The organism is Mesorhizobium sp. M0019, assembly GCF_040323975.1.
Lineage (GTDB): Bacteria > Pseudomonadota > Alphaproteobacteria > Rhizobiales > Rhizobiaceae > Mesorhizobium.
The window spans coordinates 1-24715 of sequence record NZ_JAMYVK010000010.1 but is presented as its reverse complement, the minus strand read 5'-3'; the positions used below and the strand labels follow the sequence as shown (position 1 = coordinate 24715).

Annotated in this window: 19 protein-coding genes; 6 read left to right on the top strand and 13 right to left on the bottom strand. The window is 58.7% G+C overall.

Annotated features, from left to right (window positions below; translation table 11 throughout):
- Positions 1–13 precede the first annotated feature (13 nt).
- The 4 genes from NKK47_RS09990 to NKK47_RS09975 all read right to left on the bottom strand — a co-directional run bounded on the left by NKK47_RS09990 (position 14) and on the right by NKK47_RS09975 (position 3667).
- Positions 14–1018, bottom strand: a complete 1005-nt coding sequence (locus NKK47_RS09990; protein WP_023675622.1) for an SDR family NAD(P)-dependent oxidoreductase — start codon at positions 1016–1018, stop codon at positions 14–16.
- 71 nt (positions 1019–1089) lie between these two features.
- Entirely contained in the window at positions 1090–1764 is a 675-nt protein-coding gene (locus NKK47_RS09985) for a sugar transferase (protein ID WP_352576399.1), read from the bottom strand.
- Positions 1761–2897, bottom strand: a complete 1137-nt coding sequence (locus NKK47_RS09980) for a DegT/DnrJ/EryC1/StrS family aminotransferase (protein ID WP_023675620.1) — start codon at positions 2895–2897, stop codon at positions 1761–1763. Before NKK47_RS09980 ends, NKK47_RS09985 begins: the two co-directional genes overlap by 4 nt.
- A 47-nt stretch (positions 2898–2944) precedes the next feature.
- Positions 2945–3667 (bottom strand): nucleotidyltransferase family protein, encoded by a 723-nt coding sequence (locus NKK47_RS09975; protein ID WP_023675619.1) that lies wholly within the window; start codon positions 3665–3667, stop codon positions 2945–2947.
- A gap of 511 nt (positions 3668–4178) precedes the next feature.
- On the opposite strand from NKK47_RS09975, the gene NKK47_RS09970 reads away from it, so the two are divergent.
- Entirely contained in the window at positions 4179–4856 is a 678-nt protein-coding gene (locus tag NKK47_RS09970) for a LuxR C-terminal-related transcriptional regulator (protein WP_023675618.1), read from the top strand.
- 183 nt (positions 4857–5039) lie between these two features.
- Here NKK47_RS09970 and NKK47_RS09965 read toward each other — a convergent pair whose 3' ends face one another.
- A complete protein-coding gene (locus NKK47_RS09965) occupies positions 5040–6779 on the bottom strand; it encodes a PAS domain S-box protein (protein ID WP_352576397.1) in 1740 nt (579 codons plus the stop codon).
- A 286-nt stretch (positions 6780–7065) separates the two neighbouring features.
- On the opposite strand from NKK47_RS09965, the gene NKK47_RS09960 reads away from it, so the two are divergent.
- Together NKK47_RS09960 and NKK47_RS09955 are read left to right on the top strand one after the other, a co-directional pair.
- Positions 7066–7776: a helix-turn-helix transcriptional regulator gene (locus tag NKK47_RS09960; RefSeq protein WP_023675616.1), complete on the top strand. Its 711-nt coding sequence runs from the start codon at positions 7066–7068 to the stop codon at positions 7774–7776.
- A gap of 245 nt (positions 7777–8021) precedes the next feature.
- On the top strand, positions 8022–9134 hold the full coding sequence (locus tag NKK47_RS09955) for an NAD-dependent epimerase (RefSeq protein ID WP_352576395.1): 1113 nt from the start codon (positions 8022–8024) through the stop codon (positions 9132–9134).
- A gap of 149 nt (positions 9135–9283) precedes the next feature.
- On the opposite strand, the gene NKK47_RS09950 is transcribed toward NKK47_RS09955, so the two are convergent.
- The 8 genes from NKK47_RS09950 to NKK47_RS09915 all read right to left on the bottom strand — a co-directional run bounded on the left by NKK47_RS09950 (position 9284) and on the right by NKK47_RS09915 (position 20501).
- Complete coding sequence (locus NKK47_RS09950; RefSeq protein WP_352576394.1) at positions 9284–10861, bottom strand: lipopolysaccharide biosynthesis protein; 1578 nt, start codon at positions 10859–10861, stop codon at positions 9284–9286.
- Positions 10858–13074: a GumC family protein gene (locus NKK47_RS09945; RefSeq protein WP_352576392.1), complete on the bottom strand. Its 2217-nt coding sequence runs from the start codon at positions 13072–13074 to the stop codon at positions 10858–10860. The genes NKK47_RS09950 and NKK47_RS09945 overlap by 4 nt, the downstream gene beginning before the upstream one ends.
- 1 nt (position 13075) lies before the next feature.
- On the bottom strand, positions 13076–15073 hold the full coding sequence (asnB, locus tag NKK47_RS09940) for an asparagine synthase (glutamine-hydrolyzing) (protein ID WP_023675612.1): 1998 nt from the start codon (positions 15071–15073) through the stop codon (positions 13076–13078).
- Positions 15074–15077: 4 nt separating this feature from the next.
- Positions 15078–16334 carry an O-antigen ligase family protein gene (locus NKK47_RS09935; protein WP_023675611.1) on the bottom strand — a complete coding sequence of 419 codons (1257 nt, stop codon included), beginning with the start codon at positions 16332–16334 and terminating at the stop codon, positions 15078–15080.
- The gene (locus NKK47_RS09930; RefSeq protein WP_023675610.1) at positions 16331–17554 is read right to left on the bottom strand and encodes a glycosyltransferase family 4 protein; all 1224 of its coding nucleotides are present in this window, start codon (positions 17552–17554) and stop codon (positions 16331–16333) included. The genes NKK47_RS09935 and NKK47_RS09930 overlap by 4 nt, the downstream gene beginning before the upstream one ends.
- A gap of 337 nt (positions 17555–17891) precedes the next feature.
- A complete protein-coding gene (locus NKK47_RS09925; protein ID WP_023675609.1) occupies positions 17892–18125 on the bottom strand; it encodes a Trm112 family protein in 234 nt (77 codons plus the stop codon).
- Between the two features lie 292 nt (positions 18126–18417).
- Entirely contained in the window at positions 18418–19701 is a 1284-nt protein-coding gene (locus NKK47_RS09920) for a hypothetical protein (RefSeq protein WP_023675608.1), read from the bottom strand.
- 89 nt (positions 19702–19790) lie between these two features.
- The gene (locus tag NKK47_RS09915) at positions 19791–20501 is read right to left on the bottom strand and encodes an AAA family ATPase (protein ID WP_023675607.1); all 711 of its coding nucleotides are present in this window, start codon (positions 20499–20501) and stop codon (positions 19791–19793) included.
- Positions 20502–20926: 425 nt separating this feature from the next.
- Here NKK47_RS09915 and NKK47_RS09910 point away from each other — a divergent pair, with 425 nt between their 5' ends.
- The 3 genes from NKK47_RS09910 to NKK47_RS09900 form a co-directional block, all read left to right on the top strand.
- The gene (locus NKK47_RS09910; protein WP_084640985.1) at positions 20927–21748 is read left to right on the top strand and encodes a class I SAM-dependent methyltransferase; all 822 of its coding nucleotides are present in this window, start codon (positions 20927–20929) and stop codon (positions 21746–21748) included.
- Positions 21749–21842: 94 nt separating this feature from the next.
- A complete protein-coding gene (locus NKK47_RS09905; RefSeq protein WP_023675605.1) occupies positions 21843–22952 on the top strand; it encodes an acyltransferase family protein in 1110 nt (369 codons plus the stop codon).
- A gap of 775 nt (positions 22953–23727) precedes the next feature.
- The coding region (locus tag NKK47_RS09900) for a calcium-binding protein (RefSeq protein ID WP_502904984.1) at positions 23728–24715 on the top strand (988 nt) is incomplete at its 3' end.

Below are 24715 nucleotides of genomic sequence, written 5' to 3'. Positions count from 1 at the left end.
CCCGGGCGAAAGCTCATGTCATGTAACCCATTTCGTGTCGCACCCGGCCTTCGCTGAGGCGCCCTTGCCACCATCCGATGGTCCGCTCCAAGCCTTCGCGCAGGCTGGTCTGGGCACGCCATCCAGTCTTGCTTTCGAGGAGCGAAGAATCGGCCAGCAAGGCACGCACCTCGGAATTCTGCGGCCGCAGGCGGCGCTCGTCCCGGTGGATTGGTTTCTTGCAGCCACTCAACTCGATCACCAGATCCAATATGTCCGAGATCGTCACAGCGCGCTGGCTTCCGGCATTGTAGGCATGGCCAAATTCGAGCTCGGCGGAACCTGCGGTCAAAAACGCCGCCGCGGTGTCTTCCACGAAAGTAAGATCGCGGATCGGGCTTGTGTCTCCCACCATGATCGCCGGGCATTTTTTGTCGAGAGCCTGGCGTATAATGGTCGGTACGATGGCCCGCTCACTCTGGCGCGGGCCGTACGTATTGAAGGGCCGCATGATGACCACGGGGATGTCGAACGATCTGGCGTAGGACTCCGCCATCATGTCCGCGCCGATCTTGGATGCCGAATATGGTGACTGTCCCTGCAACGGGTGGGATTCGCTGATAGGCATTGTCAGCGCGGTGCCGTAGACCTCGCTTGTCGAAGTGTGCACTACACGCTCCGTCTCCCATTGGCGCGCCGCTTCGAGAACGTTGACCGTGCCCAGGATGTTGGTCTCCACATAGGACTGGGCAGCGGCATACGAATACGGGATAGCTATCAGTGCGGCGAGATGAAACACGACCGCCTGGCCACGCACGATCCGGTTAAGGAACGCGCTGTCGCGAACATCGCCGCGGACGAGATTCAACTGGCGTCGTATGGTGTCGGGCAAATCGTCCAGCCAGCCGTGGCTGTCGAAGGAATTGTAGAGTGCCAGCGCGGTGACGTCGGCGCCGCTGCGGACGAGTGCTTCGGTGAGATGAGAACCGATGAACCCGTCGGCACCCGTAACCAGAACTTTCCTGCCCTTGTATGCCATGACCCAAGCGTTCCCCCTATGACGTGAGGCACTGACGTTGCAAATCCACGAGAGGGATGTCCCACCTGCTCTCAAGGTCCAATCGGCGGCGGCGAAACCACGCCAAGCACCGCCAGCAAGCCGCGCACCATCCACACAACATCGGAGCCGATCGTGCGCTGCGGATAATAGGAAAGGTCGAGCCTGGCTTTGGCAGGAAACAGAACCTGGCGATAGAACAGTAGCGGGTCCACCGATCGCGGATAGAAACGGGCTTCATGCCGGAAGAGAACCTGGGCTGGACCCAGCAAGCCTGGCTTGTATTGTAAAACGTCTTCGAAGCCCCCGCGAAAACAATCGGCGAAGGCAAGGCTCTCCGGGCGTGGCCCGATGATTGCCATCTCGCCTCTGAAGACGTTCCAAAGCTGTGGCAGTTCGTCGAACTTGGTGACGGCGAGGAACCGTCCTATCGGCGTCATGCGGCTGTCATCGGCCATGGTCAGAGCCAAGCCACCGGGGTCGCATTGCACGCTGAACTTGCGGAACTTGTACATGCGGAATGGGCGAGCACCGGCCCCGACGCGGGTCTGTGTGAAGAAGATGGGCCGACCGCCTTCCAGCAGCAGCGCCACGGCAATCAGCAGCATCAGCGGGGCGAAGACGATCGCCGCGGCTGCCGCAATGACGAGATCGATTGCTCGTCTCGCAGACCCATGGGCGGCGCTCGAGACGTTAGACCGCTGAATGGCTAGGTCCAGGGCATTCATGCGGCTGTTCCTGTCTGAGCGCAATTATTGACCGCCGCGGCAAGAGCGACGACTACCGATTCGACCAATGGCGCGGTGATCTGCGGATGCAGCGGTACAGTCAGTTCGCGCTGCGCGAAATCTTCAGTGCGCGGTAAGTGAGTACCGGGAATGAGCTCACGATAGAGCGTCATCTGGTGCACCGGCGGGTAGTGGATAGTGGTTTGTATCCCTTGCCCGCGCAGTGCGTCGATGACGTCTTGCCTGTCGGCGTAACGTGGCAAAAGGATAGGCATGATGTGGTAGGCCGACGTCCGCGGCTCGTGGAACGGGATGGTCACGGCCGGGCAATGCTTCGCTATGAGACGGCGATACAGCATGACCAGGATACGCCTGATCTCATTCCACTCCTGCAGATTTTGCAGCTGGACCAGTCCGATCGCAGCCCGCAATTCATCCATGCGATAGTTGAATCCGAGCATGGTGACATCATACTGAGGGGTGCGGCTGTTCAGCCTTTGACGCGTCCCGGTGGTCATCCCATGTCCACGCGCCTGGCGGATTGTCTCGAGCAGACCGGCATCCCTGGCGATCACAGCCCCGCCTTCCGCCGTGGTCATGTTCTTGTTGCCGTAGAAGCTGAAGGCGGCTGCGGCACCAAATGTCCCCACCTCCTTCAAGCCCGGCGCATGCGCCGCGTCCTCGACGATGTGCAGCCCCCGGGCACGGGCGAGCCTCTGCCATTGTTCCCGATCGGCGAGGTAGCCGGCGAAATGAACGAGAATGATTGCCTTGGTGCGGGCCGTGCATTTCGCTTCGGCTTCTACGATCGACATCAGCGGCACGTCGGCTGACTCGATGTCGACGAAAACCGGCGTCGCACCGACATAGAGGACCGCATTTGCGGTCGCCACGAACGTCAAGGATGGCACCAGCACCTCGTCGCCCGGTCCGATGCCAAGTGCGTGCAAAATGAGATGAAGCGCTGCGGTGCAAGAACTGACCGCGACGCAATCCTCCGCATCATGAACGTCGGCAAAAGCTTGTTCGAAGGCTCGTACCTGCTCCCCCATGGTCAGCCAGCCGCTGTCGATGACCTTGGTCAAAGCAGTCTTCTCCGGCACACCCAAGATCGGGGCACTGACCAAGAGCATCACAACCTCCTAGACTGATAACTGTGGGAACCGGGCTCGTGACTTCATCATGCAGCCGTCGCAGTGACCTCGATCGAGGCCGACTGGTCTTCCCAGGAAATGGTCTGTGCGTTCTGAAAATCGTCGACGCGCCCGATATCGAGCCAGAGACCCTCATGTTTGTACACGTGCACGGTTGTGCCGTTCTGCATCATCTGCAGCATCAGGTCGTCGAACCCAAAGGGTATGCCGGATGGGATAAACTGCAGAACATCCGGGTTCATGCAGTAAATTCCCATGCTGACCAGATGCGAAAGCGTCGGCTTCTCGCGAAAGACCTGCACGGTATTGTCGACTTCGTCGATGACGCCGAAATCCATCTTGATCAGGCGACAGGCTGTTGCGATCGTCACTGGATCGGTGTGCTTACGGTGCGCTGCTACAAATCGACTGAGGCTTAGATCCGTGAGGACATCGCCATTGAGAACGATGAATGGCTCCGTCAGTTCATCCCTGATCAAAGACAGTGGCCCGATGGTGCCAAGCGGCTCCATCTCCTGCGTATATCGAATTTTCAGGTTCCACTGCGAGCCATCTCCACACACGGTGCGGATCAAGTGGCCGAGATACCCGGTTGTAATATAAACTTCCTGAATGCCGTTGCGTCGCAACCATTTCAGAAGCATCTCGAGAACCGGCCGTGCCCCGATCGGCATGAGCGGCTTCGGCAAGACCGAAGTGAAGGGGCGGAGGCGTGTTCCCATTCCTCCACATTGAATAACCGCTTTCATCCTGGTCCTCCCTTGTTCATTCGGCCTGAACGCTATCGTCACGGGCCGGCTATCCTGCCCTGGTCAGCACCCGGGAAACGCGTTCTTGTCCCCTCAGAAGAACCGGTGAGATTTCCCGTAGAAGACCGGTGAGATTTCTCCACTGTCCCCTGATCCGGACATTGCATCTGGATGGTATGTGGCCGTCAGGGTGGATGTCGTCGTGCATTCGAATGGTAACAATTCAGCCGTTTTGCTGTTCTATATCTTTAGACCTATAGCACTGCTGAACGACCGGCCGGTCTGTCAGCTGTCCAAAAGGTCAGAACGTATGTTCGACGACGTTCGGCGGGTTTCGCTCACAAGGGGCAAAAAAAGAGGAGCGTTTCCCGTCATTTAAGATTATATTAGAAATCTGGCGTTTGCGGTGTTGGGGGTGCCGTAGCGTCGGCTGGATGAATCGACGAGATGATGGCCACGACTTTCAGGCCATTACCGTTCAATCCATTCAGATAGGCGTTGGGGTAGTTCAATGTATCGAATCGTCATCGCCGACGATCACGGCTTGTATCGTCGCGGCTTGCGATTGGCACTGACCGCAGGCATTCCAGGTGTGGAGATCTTTGAAGCGTCCTGTTTCGACGCGGTGCTCAGTTTGCTGGCAGAGCAGTCGTTCGTGGATCTTGCGATCCTGGATCTGAATATGCCGGGCCTGTTCAATCAAGAAGTGCTCGGCGGGATCCTGTCTGCCTATCCGGACACGCGATTTGCGATCGTTTCCGGAAACGATTCACGCTCGGAAATACTCACGGCTCTGTCGATCGGGCTTCACGGCTACATCGTAAAATCGCAGACGGACGAAGAGGTTGTTTTGGCCGTCAATGAAATCCTCTCCGGCCGCATCTATGTTCCTGCACTTCTGTCACGCCCGGGAGCGACGCAAACAACCCACGCGCATACCCATTCCGACGACAAAGGCCCACAGAGGCGTACCGCTGGCGTCAACCTTGGCAGGCTGACTTCGAGGCAAAAGGAAGTCCTCAAGCTGATGGCGGAAGGCTATTCAAACAAGGAAATTGCGCGCGATCTGGAAATCGCAGAGGCGACCACGAAAATCCACGCTGCTGCCGTTCTGCGTGAATTGGGGGTACGCAATCGGACCGAGGCTGCCGTTATGCTGAAGACTTGGCTTTCGAGACATGCCAGCTAGAGCGCCGCGCGTCCTTTTGGACGTGCAAACGGCGTCCCAAGACTCCTCATGCATTTTACTGCATATCCCAAAGCCGCGGCGCAGCTTTGGGCCGACGACATTCTTGGAAGGAACCCTGCGCATCTCAAAGGCCGCTCAGCGCGACCCGCCTTTAGATATCTGCTTTCCGATTGGAGCACTGCACTACAATCCGATTTCCTTGCGTGACAGCCGCAGCGAATACCGCAACCCTTGGTCCGATATTTCCAGCCTGGGAGAGTGACCGACAAGCGGCGCTCCATCCACTCCGATTATCATGGAACCGAAGCCATGACGGACTACGCTTGAGGTCCTACGCCGCCCCGATTCCACCCACTCGAACACGATATCGCTGCCTGTTTCTTCAGGTGCGAACGTCCAGCTTACGTCGATCCGGCCTTTTGGATCGGCAAGCGCTCCATATTTCATGGAATTGGTGGCAAGCTCGTGAACGATCATTGCAAAACTCTCGGCGGCGCCTCCCGACATCGCCACGGAAGGACCGCTGACCGATATCGCACGTGTTCCAATATATGGGTGCAATTCTTGCGCAACGAGATCGTTTATCGCCCCCGATACGCTGCCGTTGCGTGAAAGAAGCAGATGGGTTGCCTCGAGCGCGCGTATCCGGTCGATCAGCATTTCCTTGTATTTGGCGACGTTGTTTCCGGGAACATCGACCATTTTCACGAGCGCCGTGATCACCGCGAAAACGTTGCCGAATCTGTGACGCTGTTCGAGCATGATGCGCTCCCGCTTCTTTGCCGCGGCGCGCAGCAGCGTGGTTTGTCGTCTCTCGCTCAGGTCGGCAGCCACTCCAAGCCGCTGTCCACCATCATCATGTCTTTCCTCCCTTCCGCGCAGCGCAACCCAGCGGATATGTCCGTCCGGTCGGCGGACGCGTATCTCAACATCGTAATTCGTGACCGATGGTGCGGCCTTTCTCGATGCCGCCAGCTTTGGCCAGTCCGCCGGATGAACGACAGCTGACAGCTCCTCCAAACTGCGGCTATTGGCCTGGGCCAGGCCGAGAATGTCCCAGAACGTGTCCGAGCCCGTGACTATCCCGCCTTTAAGGTCTATGCGCCACGTGGCCAAGCGTCCAGCAGACAGAGCGAGGTCCAGCCATTCCTTCTGGGCCCGAAGCGCTTCGTGAACAGCGCGTCGTTCCGAAATATCGTCGACCACCACGAAGATGCTCTCCGAGAGGCCACCCTCGGGCACGGACGAAGAAAGCGTTAGCCTGGCCCAGAATGCCGTACCGTCCTTTCGTGACAGACGCACCTCCGAAACGAACGAAGAAATGTCATTGCCCAGCCTCGCCAGCAATTGCGCCAAGTTATCCCGGTCGTTCGGATGGGCGAGCGTATCGAGCTGCAGTTGGGCAAGCTCCTCCTCCTTGTACCCGGTCATCTCACAAAGGCGTCTGTTGGACTGCAGCAACTCACCTTTCTTGTTGGTGTTCGCGAATCCCATGGCAGCACGTTCGAAGGCCCAACGATAGCGGCTTTCGGTCGCCTCGACGGCAGCGAGCCTGGCCTCCGCGACTTCCAGCAACTCACGCAAGTCCTGCCGCAGACGATGGAAGGTCATGGCAATCACGCCACCCGAAACCAGAAGCAGGATTGCGCGTGCCCAATCTCCACTTGAAATCTGATCGTGTCCTCGTGCCCACAGCCCGACAGCCACCATCAGAATGGTCGCAGCGAGCGCCGGTACGCGGTCTTCGAGATAGGCGATAATAATAATAGCCGGAATAAATTCCAGAAAACTGGCGCCTTGCCCAATATAGGCTGACGATTTTATTTCAAATATCAGTGTGGCAGCTAACACCGATGCAGAGGCAATATGAGTTAGCAATCTGCCCGACGGGTTCGAATTCGACCTGCGCGACTGCGAGCTCATGGACACAGACTACAACCTTCTGACTAGCCCGTCGAGACTAGAGCAAAAAACGTACAGCTTAGTACCACTGCCGGATTGCCATACCGCTATCATAGCGCGCATTTTATCGGACGCAGCGGGGCCTAAGAGCTGCCTTAGAACTGTCGGATCATATTAAGTTTTCAAGGTGGTGATGAACGTATTATCCGTCAGCGCATAGAAGACTAGAATCCAGCTACACATAGAAGACTACATGAATCCCGAATACTTATTTCGGGCGTGTGAAACTTTGGGTTAGGGGTAGAAAATGAATCTGATCGATAGACAGGTCGATGCTTCTTCGAGCAATCGGTACATTGTTACGAGGACCAAGTATGATTTTGAAGCGCGGAATACGCGGCCCTCTTCTGGTCACCTTCCCGATCGCGCATCGGATCCATTGGACGCAAGGTTCGCCGAACCAAAAGGCCGCAGTCTGGAATCCATAACCGGCGTGCTTGATCGCATTGGCTGTGGCTATCTCGTGCTGAATCGCGAAAGAAAAGTAGTCGAGTGGAACGCAGCCGCCCAAACCACGCTTGAGCGCCAGGGCGAAGCGGCCGACACGGCGAGCGGACTTACGGCCGCCCTAAGGCGGCTGATCGCGAATGTTCCGGGCCAATTCCTGCCGGGCTCGTTGTCTTGGGTGGTGATCCGCAGCAGGGGCGACCGACCGGTGATACTGAACGAGAACGGCGTTATCGCTCCCGACGGAACGAGCATTGTGGCGCTGCTGGATCGCGACAACAGGTCGGGGCCAAATCCTCGGACGCTGCAAAGAATGTTTGGCTTGACGAGCGCAGAAACGCACCTCGCCTTGCGCTTGGCCCAGGGCGACGCACCTTTGGAGATCGCTCGCAGCTGGCGTCTCAGCCGCACCACGATCCGTTCCCAGCTTGCCTCGCTGTTCGCCAAGACCGAAACAAAACGCCAGGCGGAACTGGTGGCCCTTCTTGGGCGTATTTCGGTCCTGCCGTAAGGCCGGCCACTTAGATCCAATCGCCGGACGTCGGCATCCGCCCGGGATTCAAACTACGCAAGTTGGCGTGTCATGACTTGGCAGGTCGTGCACCGCATTGCGCACTCCACTAGGTTCGATGCGCCAGCGTAAATATCGGAAGCCGCAATCCCGGACCGGCTATTCGGTACTGTCGAACGGATTTCGAAAGGCGACAAGTGGACAACGATCTATGCAGCGATTCTGTCCTTGCCGCAGCGGAGAAGATGGAAATCGCTCGATCCCGTTCGGACCGCGCGGTGAAGAAACTTGCACGGACAGGACCGATCGTCGTCACCGGCGCCGCAGGCTTCATTGGTTTTCACGTGGCCTCACGGCTTTTGCGTCTTGGTGTCAAAGTCGTGGGCGTCGACAATTTCACGCCCTATTACGATCTGCGGCTCAAGGAAGCGCGGTTTGCACGCCTCTGTAGCGAGGCGAAGTTCACGCCGGTACGAATGGATCTGGCGGATGCCGCGCGCGTTCAGTTGCTGTTTTCAAACGTTCGCCCCTCACACCTCGTCCATCTCGCGGCTCAGGCCGGCGTGCGTCATTCACTTGTTGACCCGCACGCCTATGTGCAATCGAATATAGTGGCGTTTCTCAACGTCCTTGAGGGCTGCCGGCATCATGGCGTCGGTCATCTCGTCTACGCCTCTTCGAGCTCCGTCTACGGCTTGAATCGAACCATACCGTTTTCCGAAAATCACGGCGCCGATCATCCCGTCAGCTTCTACGCCGCCACCAAGCGTTCGAATGAATTCATGGCGCATTCATACAGCCATTTGTTCGGCCTGCCCGTGACCGGACTGCGCTTCTTCACCGTTTATGGCCCTTGGGGCAGGCCCGACATGGCCGTCTACTTGTTCACGCGCGCGATCGTCGAGAGCAAACCAATTGAAGTAGCCAATGCCGGCCGCGTGTGGCGAGATTTCACCTATATCGACGATATCGCTGAGGGCGTGGTTCGAGCACTTGCTACACCGCCGCAGCCGGATCCGAATTGGGACCCTTGCACCGCCGACCCTGCCACAAGTTCCGCGCCGTATCGCGTCTACAATATCGGCAACGACCGGCCCGAGGAGATCAACCGGCTGATTTCGATCATCGAGACCGCTCTTGGCAGCCGGGCAGTTCGCGTGGATGTGCCGTTGCCGCCTGGCGACGTTCTGGAGACGCGCGCCGACGTCAGCGATCTTCGCCAGGCCGTCGGCTTCGCCCCGGCAACACCGCTAGAGGACGGAGTGCGACGCTTTGTCGAATGGTACCGGGACTTTCATGGAACGGATGCCGCGGCCAGCGTACGGCAACAGACGTTGGTGAATGAGGCCACCGTGTAGGCCGCGGGCCCTGTCGGGCGATGATCTGCCACTCGGCGTGTAACGCGTCGGCCACAAAGCCGCACTCGCCAGCCTCTATCCGACACAACCCTGGACTCGAAATTCCTGAACGCTGATGCCGTCGCGTATCGGGGCGCGACGGTCTCAAATCAGCGCAGGAACCAATGTCGCCGCTGGCCTTCGACTGCGTGCGTTCTGAACGATGTTAGCGCAAAGATCAGCCCAGGGATAATTTTCAGCCGTTTGCTGATGTAGATCGACATCGCCACATTCCAAATCGCCAACGCAAGCGCGAGGCCCACTGCGGCGCCCGGCGCGCCGTAGAGCGCAATTCCTGTGGCACAGCCTATGATACTGGCCGCAGCGCCGACGATCATGGTTGCGGCTGCCGCCCATTCGTTTCCGGTCATCATCAAGAGGAGCATCTGGGGTCCGCACAGCGCGACAAAGACATATCCGAGAATGAGTATCCGCGCGACGGGTGCCGCGGTACTGAAATCCCCGCCGAACCAGCTCAACAGAGGTTCAATAATCGCAAGCATCGGGATGGCCATCGTTAGAGCCCCACCAGAGGAAAGTAGGGCGGCCCGTGAAAACAGCTGCTGCAGAGCCATCCGATCGCCTCGGGCATGAAGGGCAGCCGCTGTCGGCGCAAACATCGTAGAGACGGCAACCAGGGAAAGGCTCACAAGCAAGGCGACGTTCAATCCCAATGCGAAAATGCCTGCTTCGCGAATGTGATGCGTCCAGCCCAGCACCATGACTCCGGCCCGGCTGATGAAAACATCGAGCCCAGCCATGAGCATCATTGGCGGAACCGCGGACCACCATTCCCGCGACTCGTCGCCTGGCTGAACCTGCCGCAAGCCAGGCGGCTGAAATTTTGTCGCCATGACGAACACCAGGCCGACCGTGATGGCTGAACTTGCCAGCACCGCCTGCATCACCAAGGGTGCGTTGGGGGTCCATGATCCGGATAAGCCCGCCATTCCCAGCAACGTCAACAAGAGGCCGTCGCGCACTATGCGTTCCGGCAGGAGGGCCGAGACACCGCCGCCGAAAGCACGAACAAGTGTTGCGCCCAAAGCGTAGGCGGTGACCAAAGGCACTGCTGCCATGCCTAGCAGCTGGCTGATTTGAAGCTCCTTGTGAGAAGGATCTGAAAAGAAAAAGATCAAGGCGGCGCCAACGATGCCGAATAGTGTCGCCGCCGCCAGCGACCTCTGCAGAGCAAACCTGATTACGCCGTGTACCAGGTCAAGCCGCCCTTTGGCACTGTAGGCGGAGACGAAACGCAACAAGGATACATGGAAACCAAGCGTTGCAAGATAGGCAAGCACCGAGGTCCAGGCCAGAACATAGGAGTAAATGCCATAGCTGGTGGAGCCAACGATGCGCGCAATCAATAACTGCGCCAAGCTGGTCAAGCCCGCACCCCCGATATAGACCAAAAGAGCGAAGATGCTGGCATAGCCGAGACCCCGGCCCGTGTCCTCCTTGTGCGGCAAAACCATATTCGTTGGAGCAACGGAGGCCGCAGGGAAGCGGGCGAGCTTCGGATCGCTGAAATCGTCGATGTCTTTTGCGCCGGCGTCGCGCATTTCTTCGCCTTGATCGCCCTTGGCCGCGGACCCTGCTCCGGACTGCGAGATCGTCGATATTATCTTCCGCTCGACAGGTCGAATGCCGTGGCGGTCGTTACGCGGAATCCCGCATGTGACATTCATGATGTTCTCTCGAGCAAGAGATCCGCGCTGTCCCCAAACCGGTAGCCGGCGTGTTTCCTAAGATTGACCTGCGTGAGAACGCTGCCTACGGGGACCTGAGCCGTCTCGTCCTCCGTCAGCAACTGCAGAACACCACGCGCGATGCTGCGACGCGTCCTGGCCCAGCGAACAGCGAAAAGAACTGCGTCAGCCCAGCCCGTCAGTAGCCTGGCCTCAGGTCCTCCAAGTCCCAGCGGTCCATTTATGATGACGATGCTGTACATCGAGCGCAGCTCATCTGTGACCAGGGACCCGTCGATCATGGACAGTTGCGGCAGCAGATCCTCTGATGGTGCGAGTGCCATGAAGTCGATTCCAATTTCAGGCATTCCCGTGACCGCGTCGTGCAGCGGACAACGGTCGCTCATATAGTCTCCAAAGGATTTATGCGGCTTGAACGCACCGAATTCGTTCAGAAACTCGTTCGTGAGGCGGGCGCCCGTGCCATCAAGATCGAGAAAAAGCACTCGTCCCCCAAGTCGGGTAGCTGCCAAGGCGAGGCTCCATGCGAGCTCGGTCTTGCCATCATGCCGGACGCTGGACGTGACGAGGATGACGTGCGACGCACGGCCTCTCGCTTTGTTGAGAGCCACGGTGACAAGGAGAGAAGTGACGGCTCGGCTGTAGCTGCAGTTTTGCTGGCCGAGAACCAGCTGCTGTAGTCGTTTCGCGTGTATTGTGGGCGCTTCCGGTATCAGCCCCAGGCACGGAACCCTGAGCGCGGCTTCAGCTTCGGCCCCGCCGCGCAAGGTCTGATTGAGACGGCTGCGGACCAAGACGAAGACCCCGCCAATGAGGCCAAACACGATCATGCCGGGCGGAATAAGAAAGATGGGCGGCAGGGTTTTTGGATTCGTTGGCGGCCATGCCGCTGAAAGGATCGAGACCCCGGGCAAGGGAGTTGCGATGCGCTGCACCAGATCCTGTTGTTGGGTGAGAAGCTGGTTGTATCGCTGCGTCAGGATGCTGACCTGCGGCTCGAGCGCACGCAAGCCGGAAAGCCGGCCGGCTGTGTCGGCCACCACCGCATCGAGCACATTCTTACGGCCCTCCAGAGCAGCGATCTGGGCACGGTAGATGTTCCCCTCCGCCGCAATGCGAGCAGTGCCTTGTTCGATCTCGCCGTTGATCGCAGTGCTAAGGCCCGCATCCGCATTGTCGTTGGCTTGGCGGGCCGCCATGTCGGCCAATACCGGAGACCCGATCGCTTCGGCGAGCGCCGCGACCGATGCTCCTTCCTCTCGCAAAGCCTCGATGTGCTGAAGGTGAGATTCCGTCGCTGAGAGATCCGCTTTCGACAAGGATATCTGCTGACTAAGTTCGGCTGTCTCCTTGGCAGCGTTATCCGCCGCACCTTGATCGACCGCGCCATGGCTCAGTCGATACTTTTCCAGGCGGTCGGTCGCTTTCGCCAGGTCGCTTTGTACGACCGGCAGGCTGGCGACGATCGAGGCGAGTTCCAGCCTGTCTGACGCCCTGCGCTTCTGTGCGAGATCGTCGATGTATACTTGGACGAACGTATTGGCCACCAGGGCGGCTCGCGCCGGATCGTCGTCGGTGAAGCCGACGGTGATCACCCTTGATCTCAGTTCCTGTCCAACCCTCATGCCCTTCCGCAATGCCTTGAGTTCGGCTGCATCGGCCGCCTCCGGCCTGCCCTGCGGCCAAATCCTTTCTAGCAGACCAGCTGCGAAGGTGCGTATGTTCTGCAGGTTGCCGCCTACCGGGGCGGCGCGGGAATTTCCGACATCACCTTGCTCAGCAATGTTGCCGATCTTTGTCTCGCGTAGGGCTGCCACCAGGCGACGCAGATGCCCCTGCGAAGAGAGCATGGTTAAGTGGTCATCAATGCTCGCATCCAGCATCTCCTGAGCAGAATCCGCACCTCCGGGAGCCGCGTTCCTGCCAGGAGCATCGACGATCACCTGTGCGGTCGCCTCGAACAGGACAGGACGCACAAAACCCGCAAGCCCAGCCAACACTCCGCCCAAAATCACCATTGCAAGCAGGAACCATTTTCTCCTCGCGATGGTAATGAGGAGTTGATGGAAGGGGGTCTGCGCGTCGACCTGTTCGCGCAGGAATGGCCTCATGCGCGGATTGATCTCGCGCGTCGGCACGTGCATTTCAGTGGCGCGCGGAAGGTGAATTCGGCTGACTATGGAACCTTCCATCTCATACTCCTGTCAGTTCGAGCGCTGTGGACATGCCCGTTGCCGGCCCGGCGGACCGCCCGGCCTCGTTGCGCCAGGCCTGGAACATCAACGCGGGCCACAAATCGCGAGAATGATCCTGTCTTCCGTCAAGATGGTCGCGCCAGCAGGTTTCGACCTTCGCAAAGTCGAAGATCCCATCTCCGGAGAGGCGTATATCGGCGACTAGATCGCTGGCCCAGATGCGCAACGGGCCGCTCAGCCAGACTGCTATGGGAACATCGAAACCCTGCTTCGGCCGGTCGATCAGCCGTTGCGGAACATAGCGGCTAAGCAGCTGACGAAGAAGCCACTTGCCTTTGCCATTGCGGACCTTCGCATGTGCCGGCAGCCGCCAGGCGAATTCGACAACCCGATGGTCGAGAAGCGGGCACCGGCCTTCGAGGCTATTGGCCATGCTGGCGCGGTCCAACTTCACCAATATATCGTCGGGCAGGTAACCGGCCATGTCGTCGTACAAGAGACGGGACAGCAGGCCATCAAGCCGGGGGGACCCTTGAATTGATGTGGGCGGCGTGTGGAGTGCGAGGCTCCCGGTCGATGCTCCGGTCAGCCGTCGATGCAATTCGTCCTCATCTGGCGCAGCGAGCAGCCGAGCGAGGCGATGCAGCCGGTCGCTCCGCAGCGCGTGCCGTCCACTCGCCGAAAGCGGCAGCTTGCCGACGAAATCGTGACGCGCTGCACGGGCCAGCAATCCGACCCCTGCAGCAAGCGCGTGACGCAGCGGCGACGGCAGCGCATGCTGTCGTTTCAACCGCGCAGCCATGAAATGACGAGCGTAACCGGCGAAGCATTCATCGCCACCGTCGCCTGATAGCGCCACCGTAACGTGCTGGCGAGCGAGCCGCGCCACGAGCAAAGTCGGTATCTGCGATTCATCGGCGAACGGCTCATCCCAGATCCGCGGCAGTTCCGGAATGACTTCACGCGCAGCGGCTGCTGAAAGGTGGAGTTCAGTATGATCGGTGCCCAGGTGCCGCGCGACCTCCGCCGCGTGGGGAGCCTCATCAAACCCGCCTTCTCCGAAAGCGATCGTGAATGTGCGCACCGGTTTTGGCGATTGGGCCTGCATCAGCGCCACAACCGTGGAGCTGTCGAGGCCACCAGACAGAAAGGCACCCAGCGGCACATCGGCTATCATGCGTTCCCGGACGGCAAGTCGAAGCAGATCGTCGAGTCCATCGGTCAGTTCTTCGTCGGTACCGGCGATTGGATTCTGTCGACCGTTCGCGGCGATTTCAGACAGCGACCACCAGTGTCGGGCGCGTTGCGAAAGGGATGCGGCGCTGCGCGCCTCGGCAAAATCCGCCGCCGTCACAGACAGGACCGAGCCCGGAGGTAGCTTGAACACGCCTCGCCAGATGCAACAGTTTCCCGGTACCCATCCTTTCGAAAGCATTGTCGCGGCCGCGTCGAGATCGAGCTCCTGACAGAAACCTGGAAAACGATGGATTGCCTTCAACTCGGAGGCAAAAACGAGCGCATCGCGCGTTGCAGCAACATAGAGCGGCTTCTTGCCCATTCGGTCGCGGGCGAGATGGAGGGTCCTGGTCTTTAGATCCCACAATCCAAATGCGAACATGCCAGCGAAGCGCGTGAGTGCGGTGTCGAGACCCCAGCTCTCGATTGCGCACAGCATCACTTCGGTATCGCTGGCGCCACGGAACCGATGGCCAGCGTCTTCAAGCTCGCGGCGCAGATCGCGGAAATTGTAGATCTCGCCGTTGAAGGTAATGGCATATCGGCCACTTGCCGAATGCATCGGCTGGCGTCCTGCTTCCGATAGGTCGACTATAGCCAAACGTCGGTGGCCGAAGGCAATGCCGGCTTCGCGATTGATCCAGAAGCCTTCGCCATCAGGCCCACGATGACGAAGGGCCGTCGTCATCTGGCCAATTGCCCTGAGCGGTTTGATGTTGGCGGCATCGGGTGCAAGGAGAATTCCGGTAATCCCACACATGCCATCACCTCAGGTCGCTAGAGGTTGCCGAAATCGTTCGCGGCGTTCCGGCAACAAGGCAAATGGTAAGCGCAAACCACACGATTGGATGGCGGATGATCAGATGTGGCATTCCGAAGATGACGATCGACACCACCAGCACGAACAGGGCATCGAGCTTCGCACGCCATGCGCATAAAGCCGCCGCGCCGACAATCCAGGCCAGGGCCAGGACCGCAACCAAACCACCTTGAGTGTACAGATCGAGAATCGTGTTGTGAGCCTCGAAAGGCCGGGGCAGAAATTGGCTGTAGGAAATGGGCGGGCGCTCCAGATGCGGGCCAGGACCAAGGCCCAGGGATCCTGACGTTAGGCCCTTGCCCAATGCATCTCCCCAGAGATGGATTCGAAGTGCAGCGGTTTCGGCGGTCGCTTCGCCGCCCTTGTCCTTGGTAAGACTCAAGGCGAACTGTTCGACGCTGCCCACCTCCGTGACGATGTAAGGCGTCATCGACATGGCCAACGGAAGGAAGCCAATCATCAGCAGGAGGGTAACTTGCCGGGACAGGCTGACCTTGCCGTCACCGGCTGCGAGCCATGTCCGAACCCGCAGCCCAAGAAATATCAGGCCGACCAGGACCGTCGTGTAAAGATAGGTATCACTCTTCGTCAGCCTTCCGACATAGATGATCAGGATAAGGCTGCTGAGCCCGGCCAACCTCGCCCACGGCTTGCTTGTAGTCGTCGCAAGATGCAAGGCGAGCGGACCAAGGAGTGCGCAATAGAGCGCGAGCTGGTTGGGGTTCTCGGACCAGCCTCGGAAGCGATCCCAGTACCAGGGATCGACGCCGGATTGGTGGATCCAACCCCATCCAAGTGCCAGCTGAACAATAAAGCATGCATTCGCAATCGCGACCACCCACCAGGCAGCACTGCGCAGACGGCGATCCGCGTCGGGCTCCGCGGCGGCCAGGCAGGTGACGCAGATCAGCAGCAGGTAGGCTACCCCATCGTGCATCACCACCGACAGATACAGTACCGTGGTCAGGTAGCCAACGATGGTGCCAATACCCAGAGCGAGCGTGATGATCAGCCAGAAGCCCGCAACACGGATCAGGGCGGGCCTGACTACCAAGTGACCGCCGGCGAGCACCCGCCCGATCGACAGCATGATCCAAAGCGCGAGAAACAATTCGCCATAGCCGAAGGGCAAGCCCGGAACTGAGAGCTGCGCCGCATACGACATGGCCACGCCGCAGGCCAGGATCGCGTCCCGGATCATCGGCGCGCTCCACCCGATCCGCGGTTTGCAGCAGGCTCTTCAAGCAACACCGGCGATGCCGGTCGAGCGAAGCCGCCCTGGGATTTGGCACTAAGGACATTGTCGTAGAGATCGCAATATTGCTCGACCACCCAGGGCAGCGAGAACTGCGTCCGGACGAGCTCGACAGAGCGAGCGCCCATGGTCCGTCCTTTCCGGCGGTCGGACAGGACCTCTATAATTCGAGAGGCAAGGCCGTTCGCATCGTGCGGGGGGACGAGATGGCCGTTCCATCCGTCCTCGACCACCTCATTGCAACCAGGCATCATCGAGGCGACGATAGGCAATCCCGCGAGCCCTGCCTCCAGCAGGACGCGCGGAATCCCTTCTCGGTATTGTGTTGGAAAGGCGAACAGATCGGCCATGCCAAGAAGGGCAGGAACGTCGCGTCGTGGACCCAAGGCGATGACATGCGGCACATGTCGATCGATCTCAGCCTTGTCCACTGCAAATGGGCCCTCGGATTCCAATGGGCCGACAAGCACGAAACGGGCATTGGGCCTTTCCGACAGGATGCGAGGGACTGCCTTGAGGAGTGTCGGGATGCCTTTCTGGCGCGTTAGCCGGCCGACAAAAATTACGATCTCGGCGGATTGGAGCCCAAGCTCTTCGCGCATTTTCATCGCCGACGGGGCAAGATGCCTTGCCATGGCGAACGCATCGACGTCGATTCCAGAACTGCGGATCACTCGTCCGCTGCCGCGTCCGATCAGTCGGTAGCGTTCAAAGAATGCCTGATCGTCCCGATTCTGGAACACCGTAGCCGCCGTCCATAACGACGAAAGCCATTGCAGTCCGCAAAAGATTGGGCGCAGGGCAAGGGCGCGCGGTTCCAGGGACGAGAACGTCCAGCCCAGACCGTTGATAGTGCGCACGACTGGAACGCTTCCGCGCACCGCAAGTGGCGTCACCAGGTTGGGCTTGGTGTCGAAGCTTTGGATAATGTCCGGCCGGAGTTCCGCCATCAGCTTTCGAATGGTTCTGATGGCGGCCCATTCTCCGCTGCTGCTGGAAAATCGGTCGAAACCGTAGCTGCGATGCGGAATGCCATGCCGCAGGAATGCGGCTTCACCGCCGCTCGACACCGCAGTAACACGGAATCCCTTCTCTCGCAGCGACATCAAGAACGGAATTCGCAGGGCATGATCCTCGCCTCCGACACACACCAGATGCGGATTCATCCTGCGTCTCCTGACCGTTCGCTGTAGCCCGATCGCGCGAAGTGGCCGGCCCTTGAATTTGCTTTCATGGTGTTGGTTTCGCTACCCATCTCGCCCAGGTCACGGTAGGGGCAGGTCTTGCCACTGTCCTCGTCTGTTTAAATGACGCAAACCCTGTCCCGGCAGCGGGCCGCCGTACCCAGCCGGTTCAGGTCGCCGCGCGTTGCATCAAAGAGGTCGGCACTGCCCGGGTGCCGAGCGCAGAGTGGTCCGCAGACAAACGGCTCGCGCTCCGCGGCACACTTTCCTGTCATTGCTGGCTGTCGTCGGAAAGCCGCCTACTTTAGCGCGGCTCCCATCATCGTCTGGATGCGCGAAGTTTGACCACGCGGGAGGTGATCGTCCGTGCCTCCGAGGCTAGCAGGATTGGAATGCCGTCGCGAACCGGATAGGCAAGTCCTGCGCTCTTCGAAACGAGTTCATCGCGATCCGAATCCCAGGCAAGTGAGCCCTTGGTCATTGGGCATACCAACCATTCTAACAACTCAGGGTTGAAAGAGGCATTCTCTTCGGCTCGCTTATCCGTATCCATCTGCTATTCCTTTCTCGGCCGTGACATCAACAGTGAGCTCCGGCGCGAGCGCCCTTGGCGATACAAGCCGTCACCCGACGTCATCGCTGTAATTCGTAGGATTCCGGCAAGTGTCATAAGCCTTGCAAACTGCACAATCACGCTAGGTGCAGGCTTGGCCACTGTCGTCGTCCGTTTGAATGAATCGACATCGAACGGAGCCGTATGGCGGCGAAGTTGAACGTGAGGCGTTAAAAGCGTGAATGGAGCAAGCACGATCGGCCATATCGCCATAGGCGACCGGAAGGTTTTGTTATTGAAGACCGCTCGCGGCTAATGCTCTCGAGCCAGTGTCTGATCCTTCCGGCCAGTCAATACGGGCGACGAAATCGTAAACCGGGCCGCCGGGTACTCCCCAATTGCTTGACCAGATCACCTGTGAACCGTCCGGGGACGGCGAGGCGTGGGTCTCACTCCAGTAGTCGAATGGAACGTTCTTCGTCTGCACAATGCGCCGGACCTCTCCGCTGCCGTCGATGCGCAACGCGATGACTTCCCGCGCATACGGCGCCCAAGCCGGATATTTCGATACTTCGTCCGGATTGCCCGAATAGGTAAGGAACACCCAACCGGGCCTGTCCAGCGACCTGAGCGATGCATGCTGTGCTTCACCATATCTCATGAGCGAGGTGACTTTCCCATCTGACAGCCTTCGCTTGATCACCTGGAATATGTCTGGATCGGACTTACTGATCCCCACATAGATTTCGCTGCCGTCGGCATCGACGGTCATGTCGCCATGGCCAGGCCGATGATGCTCAGTCCATTTCTGGCGCAGAACGCCGTCAACAGAAAAGATGAACGTCTGTTCAGTGTCGTCTTTCAGGTTCTGAATGCATAAGATGTTGACGCCCAGCGGCGAGATTGAGCAGGCGCCGTTGGCCCCGACAAGCTGTGCGAGATTGATTTCCGGAAATTTCCGCCGCTGTTTGAGATCGTAGGCAAAGACGACCGCTTTGCCGTCCCGGCGAACCGCGCGTACGGCAATACGGCTGCCATCTCGGCTTGGATTACCTTTGTATGGCCCGAACTGGAGATTGCTACTGTCAGTCGAAACAAACAGGACCTCCTCATGATTGGTGCGTGGCGCCCAGGTCGAGATTTTCCGACCACCGACGCAGATCATCAGGTCGGGATCGTGAGGATGCCATTCGCATTCGGTCGATCGATCACGGCGAAAAAGCGGGGCGTAGGTGCGCCCATCCAGGAAGCATAAGCCGCCGCAGCCGTTGCTGATGACAAGAAGGCTCTGATCCGCATTCCAGGCCTGGGCGCTCGAATAGCGGTGGCTGCAATATTTGCTCCCGCATGCGATGCCGGCGCCGAGGATTCCGGGTTTGGTTATTCGGGTGAAAGTTGTGCCAAATGCCGCATCCTTCGCGGCGTGCAGGTAATCCGGCAGGTCCATGGCTACCGGCGCGACGAACTTTGTTGATGCGACGTCTTCTCCACTCACCGCCCCGTGGATAACTATGGATATCGCGCTGACAGCAGCTAACGTCAACGCCAAGGCAGTCTGGTAGCGAGAAAAGCGCATGTCATGTCAACTCGCGCGGTTCCTTTTCAATAATTCGATTTTCCATATTATTGGATATCTTCTTATCGACGCTTCAAAACCGCATCTCTCTAAGCTTCAACTCTTTTAAATTTCGCCCGCGCCGCGCCGAACTTGTCGATTACTCCACGCGCTATCATTTCTGTGGCGGCTGTGAGCCCGTTCGAATCTAAACTTTCGACGCAAGTTGTTGGCACGGGAAACGATCCAAGTTGTTCCCCAATGAGATTAACGTGGTCAATATGATCAAGACTGCTCTGCAGATCGACTTCGAGGAACTTCTGAATGATACCGAGGTTACGCCGGCGTTCCTTCAGACGGACCTCTAGAATTTCCCTTGGCGCCTGCAATCGGACAAGCAGATCCGGTTTGGGTAGAAGCTCGAGCGCGCGCGACACCCTTTCACGATCCGTTACGCCGCTGAACAAAACCAGTGAACATACGAATTGCACCATACCCTGGTCAAAAATTGAGATCGTGTCATTGGACGCTATTGCCGCGCGCCAAGCTTGAAGAAGAGCTTCAAGATGCCAGTTCAGGCGAGCCGCCCACAGCTCATTCTTGGGTGGAAGAATCTTAAGCACTTCTGCACCGAGAGAACGCTGTCCGATCCACTTTGAATGCAAGCCGGAGACCAGTTTGAAGGCGGCCCTCCTAACCGGATGTCGGCGGTCACCGGTCTGCAAAACAACACAGTAGCCCTGAGCTCGCAAAACGTGCACCAGCTCGGACGCTAACGTCGTCTTACCAGCACCGGACGGCCCAAATAGCTCCAAGATCATCTTTCAATCCAGACTGAGGGAAGCCTACTGGCAGTGACGTCATGTCCATTTGCTGAAGCGAACGCCCATCTCTTCCTGGGATGTCTAGCCGACGAGCCAGGAATCCGCGCCATCCGTATGAATGACGGTGTGGTCACGTTAGGATATCGACGGACGCCAAAATCGTGAACGGAAGGAGTGCGTTTCGGTGACTATCCTTCCGGATTGCCTACCGTCCGTTTACCGTTCCGTCTCCGAAAGGGGTGTGCAGTAGCCCTATTCCCCAGCACACTTCCGCGCGGGCGCGGCAGTCATGAGTTCGGCATGTCTCATCCGTTCGAGGGATGCGAGACACCCAGCCTTCTGGAAACCTTCTCTGTGATGGACGCAGCCAACTGGCCGTTTATCCCCTCTATCGCCAATAGGGCAGCTTGGTCGGCTATCCAATGAACGTGTCGGACAAAAATCTTCGATCTCATCTGCAGGAGAAATCGTATGAAAGCAGGCATATGAGCGAGAACCTCGAGCCACATCAGACGGCAGCGGCAAATACGGCTATACCTGCCAATTACAACGCCAAGGTCGCGGCAGTCGCGGCCTATGAGCTCCCGACAAAACAGAGATATCAAGATCCGAGTTTTGCGAGCTGGTACCTGAACGGCTATGCAGGCCGGTTGAAGCTGTCCACCGTTGCGTCATACGTCATTGCGCGACGGGAGCAACGCTGCATCGCCAAGGCGCTGGAGAGGTGCAGCCCGCCTCCATCTCAGGTGCTCGATATCCCATGCGGAACCGGGAAGCTGGCCGGCGTGCTGGGCCAGCATAATTGTCGGGTGCTGGCTGCAGACATTTCAATGGAAATGATGGCCTTGGCTAAATCAGCATATGAAGGTCAATCCGGATTTCGGGGATTCATCCGATGTGACGTGACGCAGCTGCCGTTCGCCGACGAAAGCTTTGATACGGTGGTCTGCCTTCGCCTCATTCACCTTATCCCGCCACATCTCAGGCGCGACATTATCATTGAGCTCGCGCGCGTTGCCAGCCGTCGCCTGATCGTATCCTACGGCCTTGGCACCCGCCTCCAGAGAATACGGCTAAGGCTGCGGAAGTTGATCACCGGAAGGATGTCGGCGCCTCATCCCGTCAATCTCACCGTTGCACGACAGGATTTCGCGGCGGCGGGGCTCAAGCTGGTACGCTCTTTTAGCGTCCTGCGGTTCCTGTCCTGCGAGCAGCTGTTCGTACTTGAGAAGGTAAAGGCTTGACCTGCCGCCGGTTTGCAGTCTTCGCGTTAGCACTGGTATTGCGGATCAGGCCGCTGATGGTTGTCAAAAGCTGAAACGGCTGCGGGAGGTAGCTGTGGAACCGGCAGGCAAGGCCATTCCGGCGCGCATGCCATCACTCGACCTGCTGCGCCTAGCTGCAGCCCTCGCGGTCGTGCTCTTTCACTATCTTTTTGGCGGCGCGATCGCGGGCAATCTCGACGTGGAATATCCTGCCGCAGCACCTTACGCCATCTACGGCTATCTCGGCGTCAATCTGTTTTTCCTGATCAGCGGTTTCGTCATCGCGTGGTCGGCCGAAGGTCGAACCTGGCAGGAATTCGCGGTCGCCCGCTTCGCCCGGCTTTATCCCGGATTCCTCGTCTGCATGACCGCGACGTTTGTTGTTCTCGTCGTCGCCAAAGATCAGCGTTTTCCGACCGATGTTCCAACCTATGTAGCCAATCTTTCCATGTTCGCCCGCCTCTTCGGCAGGCCGTCCATGGATGGCGTCTACTGGTCGATCATGCTCGAGATCCTGTTTTACGGCTGGGTTGCAGTGCTGATCTTTGCCGGCGCCTTTCAGCGCTGGAAAATACCCATCGCGGCCATCTGGCTCGCAATTTCGGCAACCAACGAGTTCTTCTTTGGGAACCCGGTGATACGCATTCTCTTCATTACAAACTATGCGCCTTTGTTTGCCGCCGGCATCCTCGCGGAAGACATCGTTGCAAGGGGCCGTTCACCGGCTGCGTTCCTGTTTCTTGCCGTCGCGTTCCTGGTGTCTTGCCAGACCGCAATGTTCTCTCATAACTGGATGCAGGAGCACTTTGGCGCAGCCATTTCGTATCCGGCCCTCCTCGCTGCCAATATAGTGGTCTACGGAGTCTTCGCTGGCGCGATATTGCTCCGCTCCGTGATTGCTCCATCCAAGGCTATCATGATGCTCGGAGGGTTGACTTATCCGCTGTATCTTTTGCACCAGTATATCGGCTACATTTCGCTTAACGCGCTGGCGCCTCATGTCGGCAAGAACGCCGCATTCTTCGTCGTGTTGGCCGGGGTCCTCCTTGCCTCTTTTATCGTCTGGCGCTTCATCGAGACGCCGGTACGCAAGCCGCTCGTCCGCGCCCTGGTGTCTGGGATATATCGCCTTGCACCAGCCTCGCGGCCAATCCGGCCAACCTCTTCCGCGCGAACGTCATGATCAGGAGCTTTCGGCGGATGCCGCAGAAGATGTTTGAGTCCAACCGTCGCCTCGCGGAAAAGGCAACTGGGTAGCCCCACGACGCCTGCGCAAGCGAATACATGATCTGTGGGTCAATCCGCAGGCGAGCAGCAGGCCGGCGATCAGGCGAGACAGCACCGGGGTTCCTTCCAAGCCGCCGATGTTGCACGGCACCGCTGTTGCGGCAATGCCGGCTGCGAGGCGCATTCGCATTTCGGAGAAGCGCCGTCTAGATCGGCAGCTTCGTCGATTGTGTCACATTTTGTTCTTGCTTTGTGCCGGCAGCTATGCTAGTAATTTGGGTACGGTGCAGATTCGCACTGACGACCCGCCGCTAGGCGGGTTTTGTTTTTGGTCTGGTTTTCAGATTTCCCGGCCGTCCTGCGTCGGACGGCTTCTCGACCGCGCCATTCGAGCCAAGCTCCACACGGTCGGATCAAGTTAGCCGAGTCTTATCCCGAATAGAACCATCCTTGGCTGGTCGTCGATACCGTTGCGGAAACGAGTTCGAAGGGAGCGCCCCTCCAACGCTCAATCCTACTTCAAACCTCAATATTTCTGTCAGAGGGTGTCGGTATGTGATTTGGCGCTAATATACGCCGTCTGTAAGTAGGCACGGTCGAAACAGAAAAAGGAATATTGGATGACAACTCTGCATTACACGTCAGGTGGATCGGGCACGGAAATTTCGCAAGCCGGATTCAATCTGGCCGACGTTTCATCTGTTGACCAACTCAATGCGCTGCCGGACGGTATGAAGGGCTTGGTCTACCTCAACGAAACCGACGGAGCGACGTCGTCCTTTATCGACAAGATCACGCCTTTCATCGGCAATCCGAAGCTGTTCGGATTCTTCCTTGTCGACGAGCCGGATCCCACCGGCCAATGGGGCACCTACGCCTCCGCCGCGAATCTGAAGGCAGAATCCGACTGGATTCACGCCAATGTGCCGGACGCCAAGACCTACATCACGATGATGAGCTTGGGGACGTCCGCGAATCCGGATTTTTCGAACACGTACAATCCCGCCAATACCGGTATCGATTACTACGGCGTGGATGTCTATCCTGTCCGCACGGATGGCGCGGTCGACTATAACATGATCGATAAATTCGTTGCCGCCGCTCAGGCATCGGGCATCCCGACGAGCAAGATCATTCCAGGCTACCAGACGTTTGGCGGTGGCGACTATAACACCGACATGGGTGGCAAATATGTCGTGCCCACCGCCGCCCAGATGGAAACCATGATGGACCACTGGGCCAAGCTGGTTCCGTCACCCGCCTTCGAGTACGCGTACGCCTGGGGTTCACAGCGAGGCGACACCGCGCTTGAGAGCTCCCCGGAACTGCAGGCCGTTTTCCGGCAACACAATCTCAGCACCGCCGGGACTGCTCCTTCCGAAGCTGCGGCCACCGATCCCATTTCTACGGCGACGGTCCCTTCCGAGGCCACCACCGGCGATAGCACCGCGACTGTCACCGCTCCTTCCGAAGCCACCACCGGCGGCAGCACCTCGACCGCCACCGCCCCTTCCGAAGCCACCTCCAGCGGCGGCACCTCGACCGCCACCGCCCCTTCCGAAGCCACCTCCAGCGGCGGCACCTCGACCGCCACAGCCCCGGCCGAGACCATCACCGGCGGCAGCACCTCGACTGCCACCGCCCCTTCCGAAGCCACCTCCAGCGGCGGCACCTCGACCGCCACAGCCCCGGCCGAGACCATCACCGGCGGCAGCACCT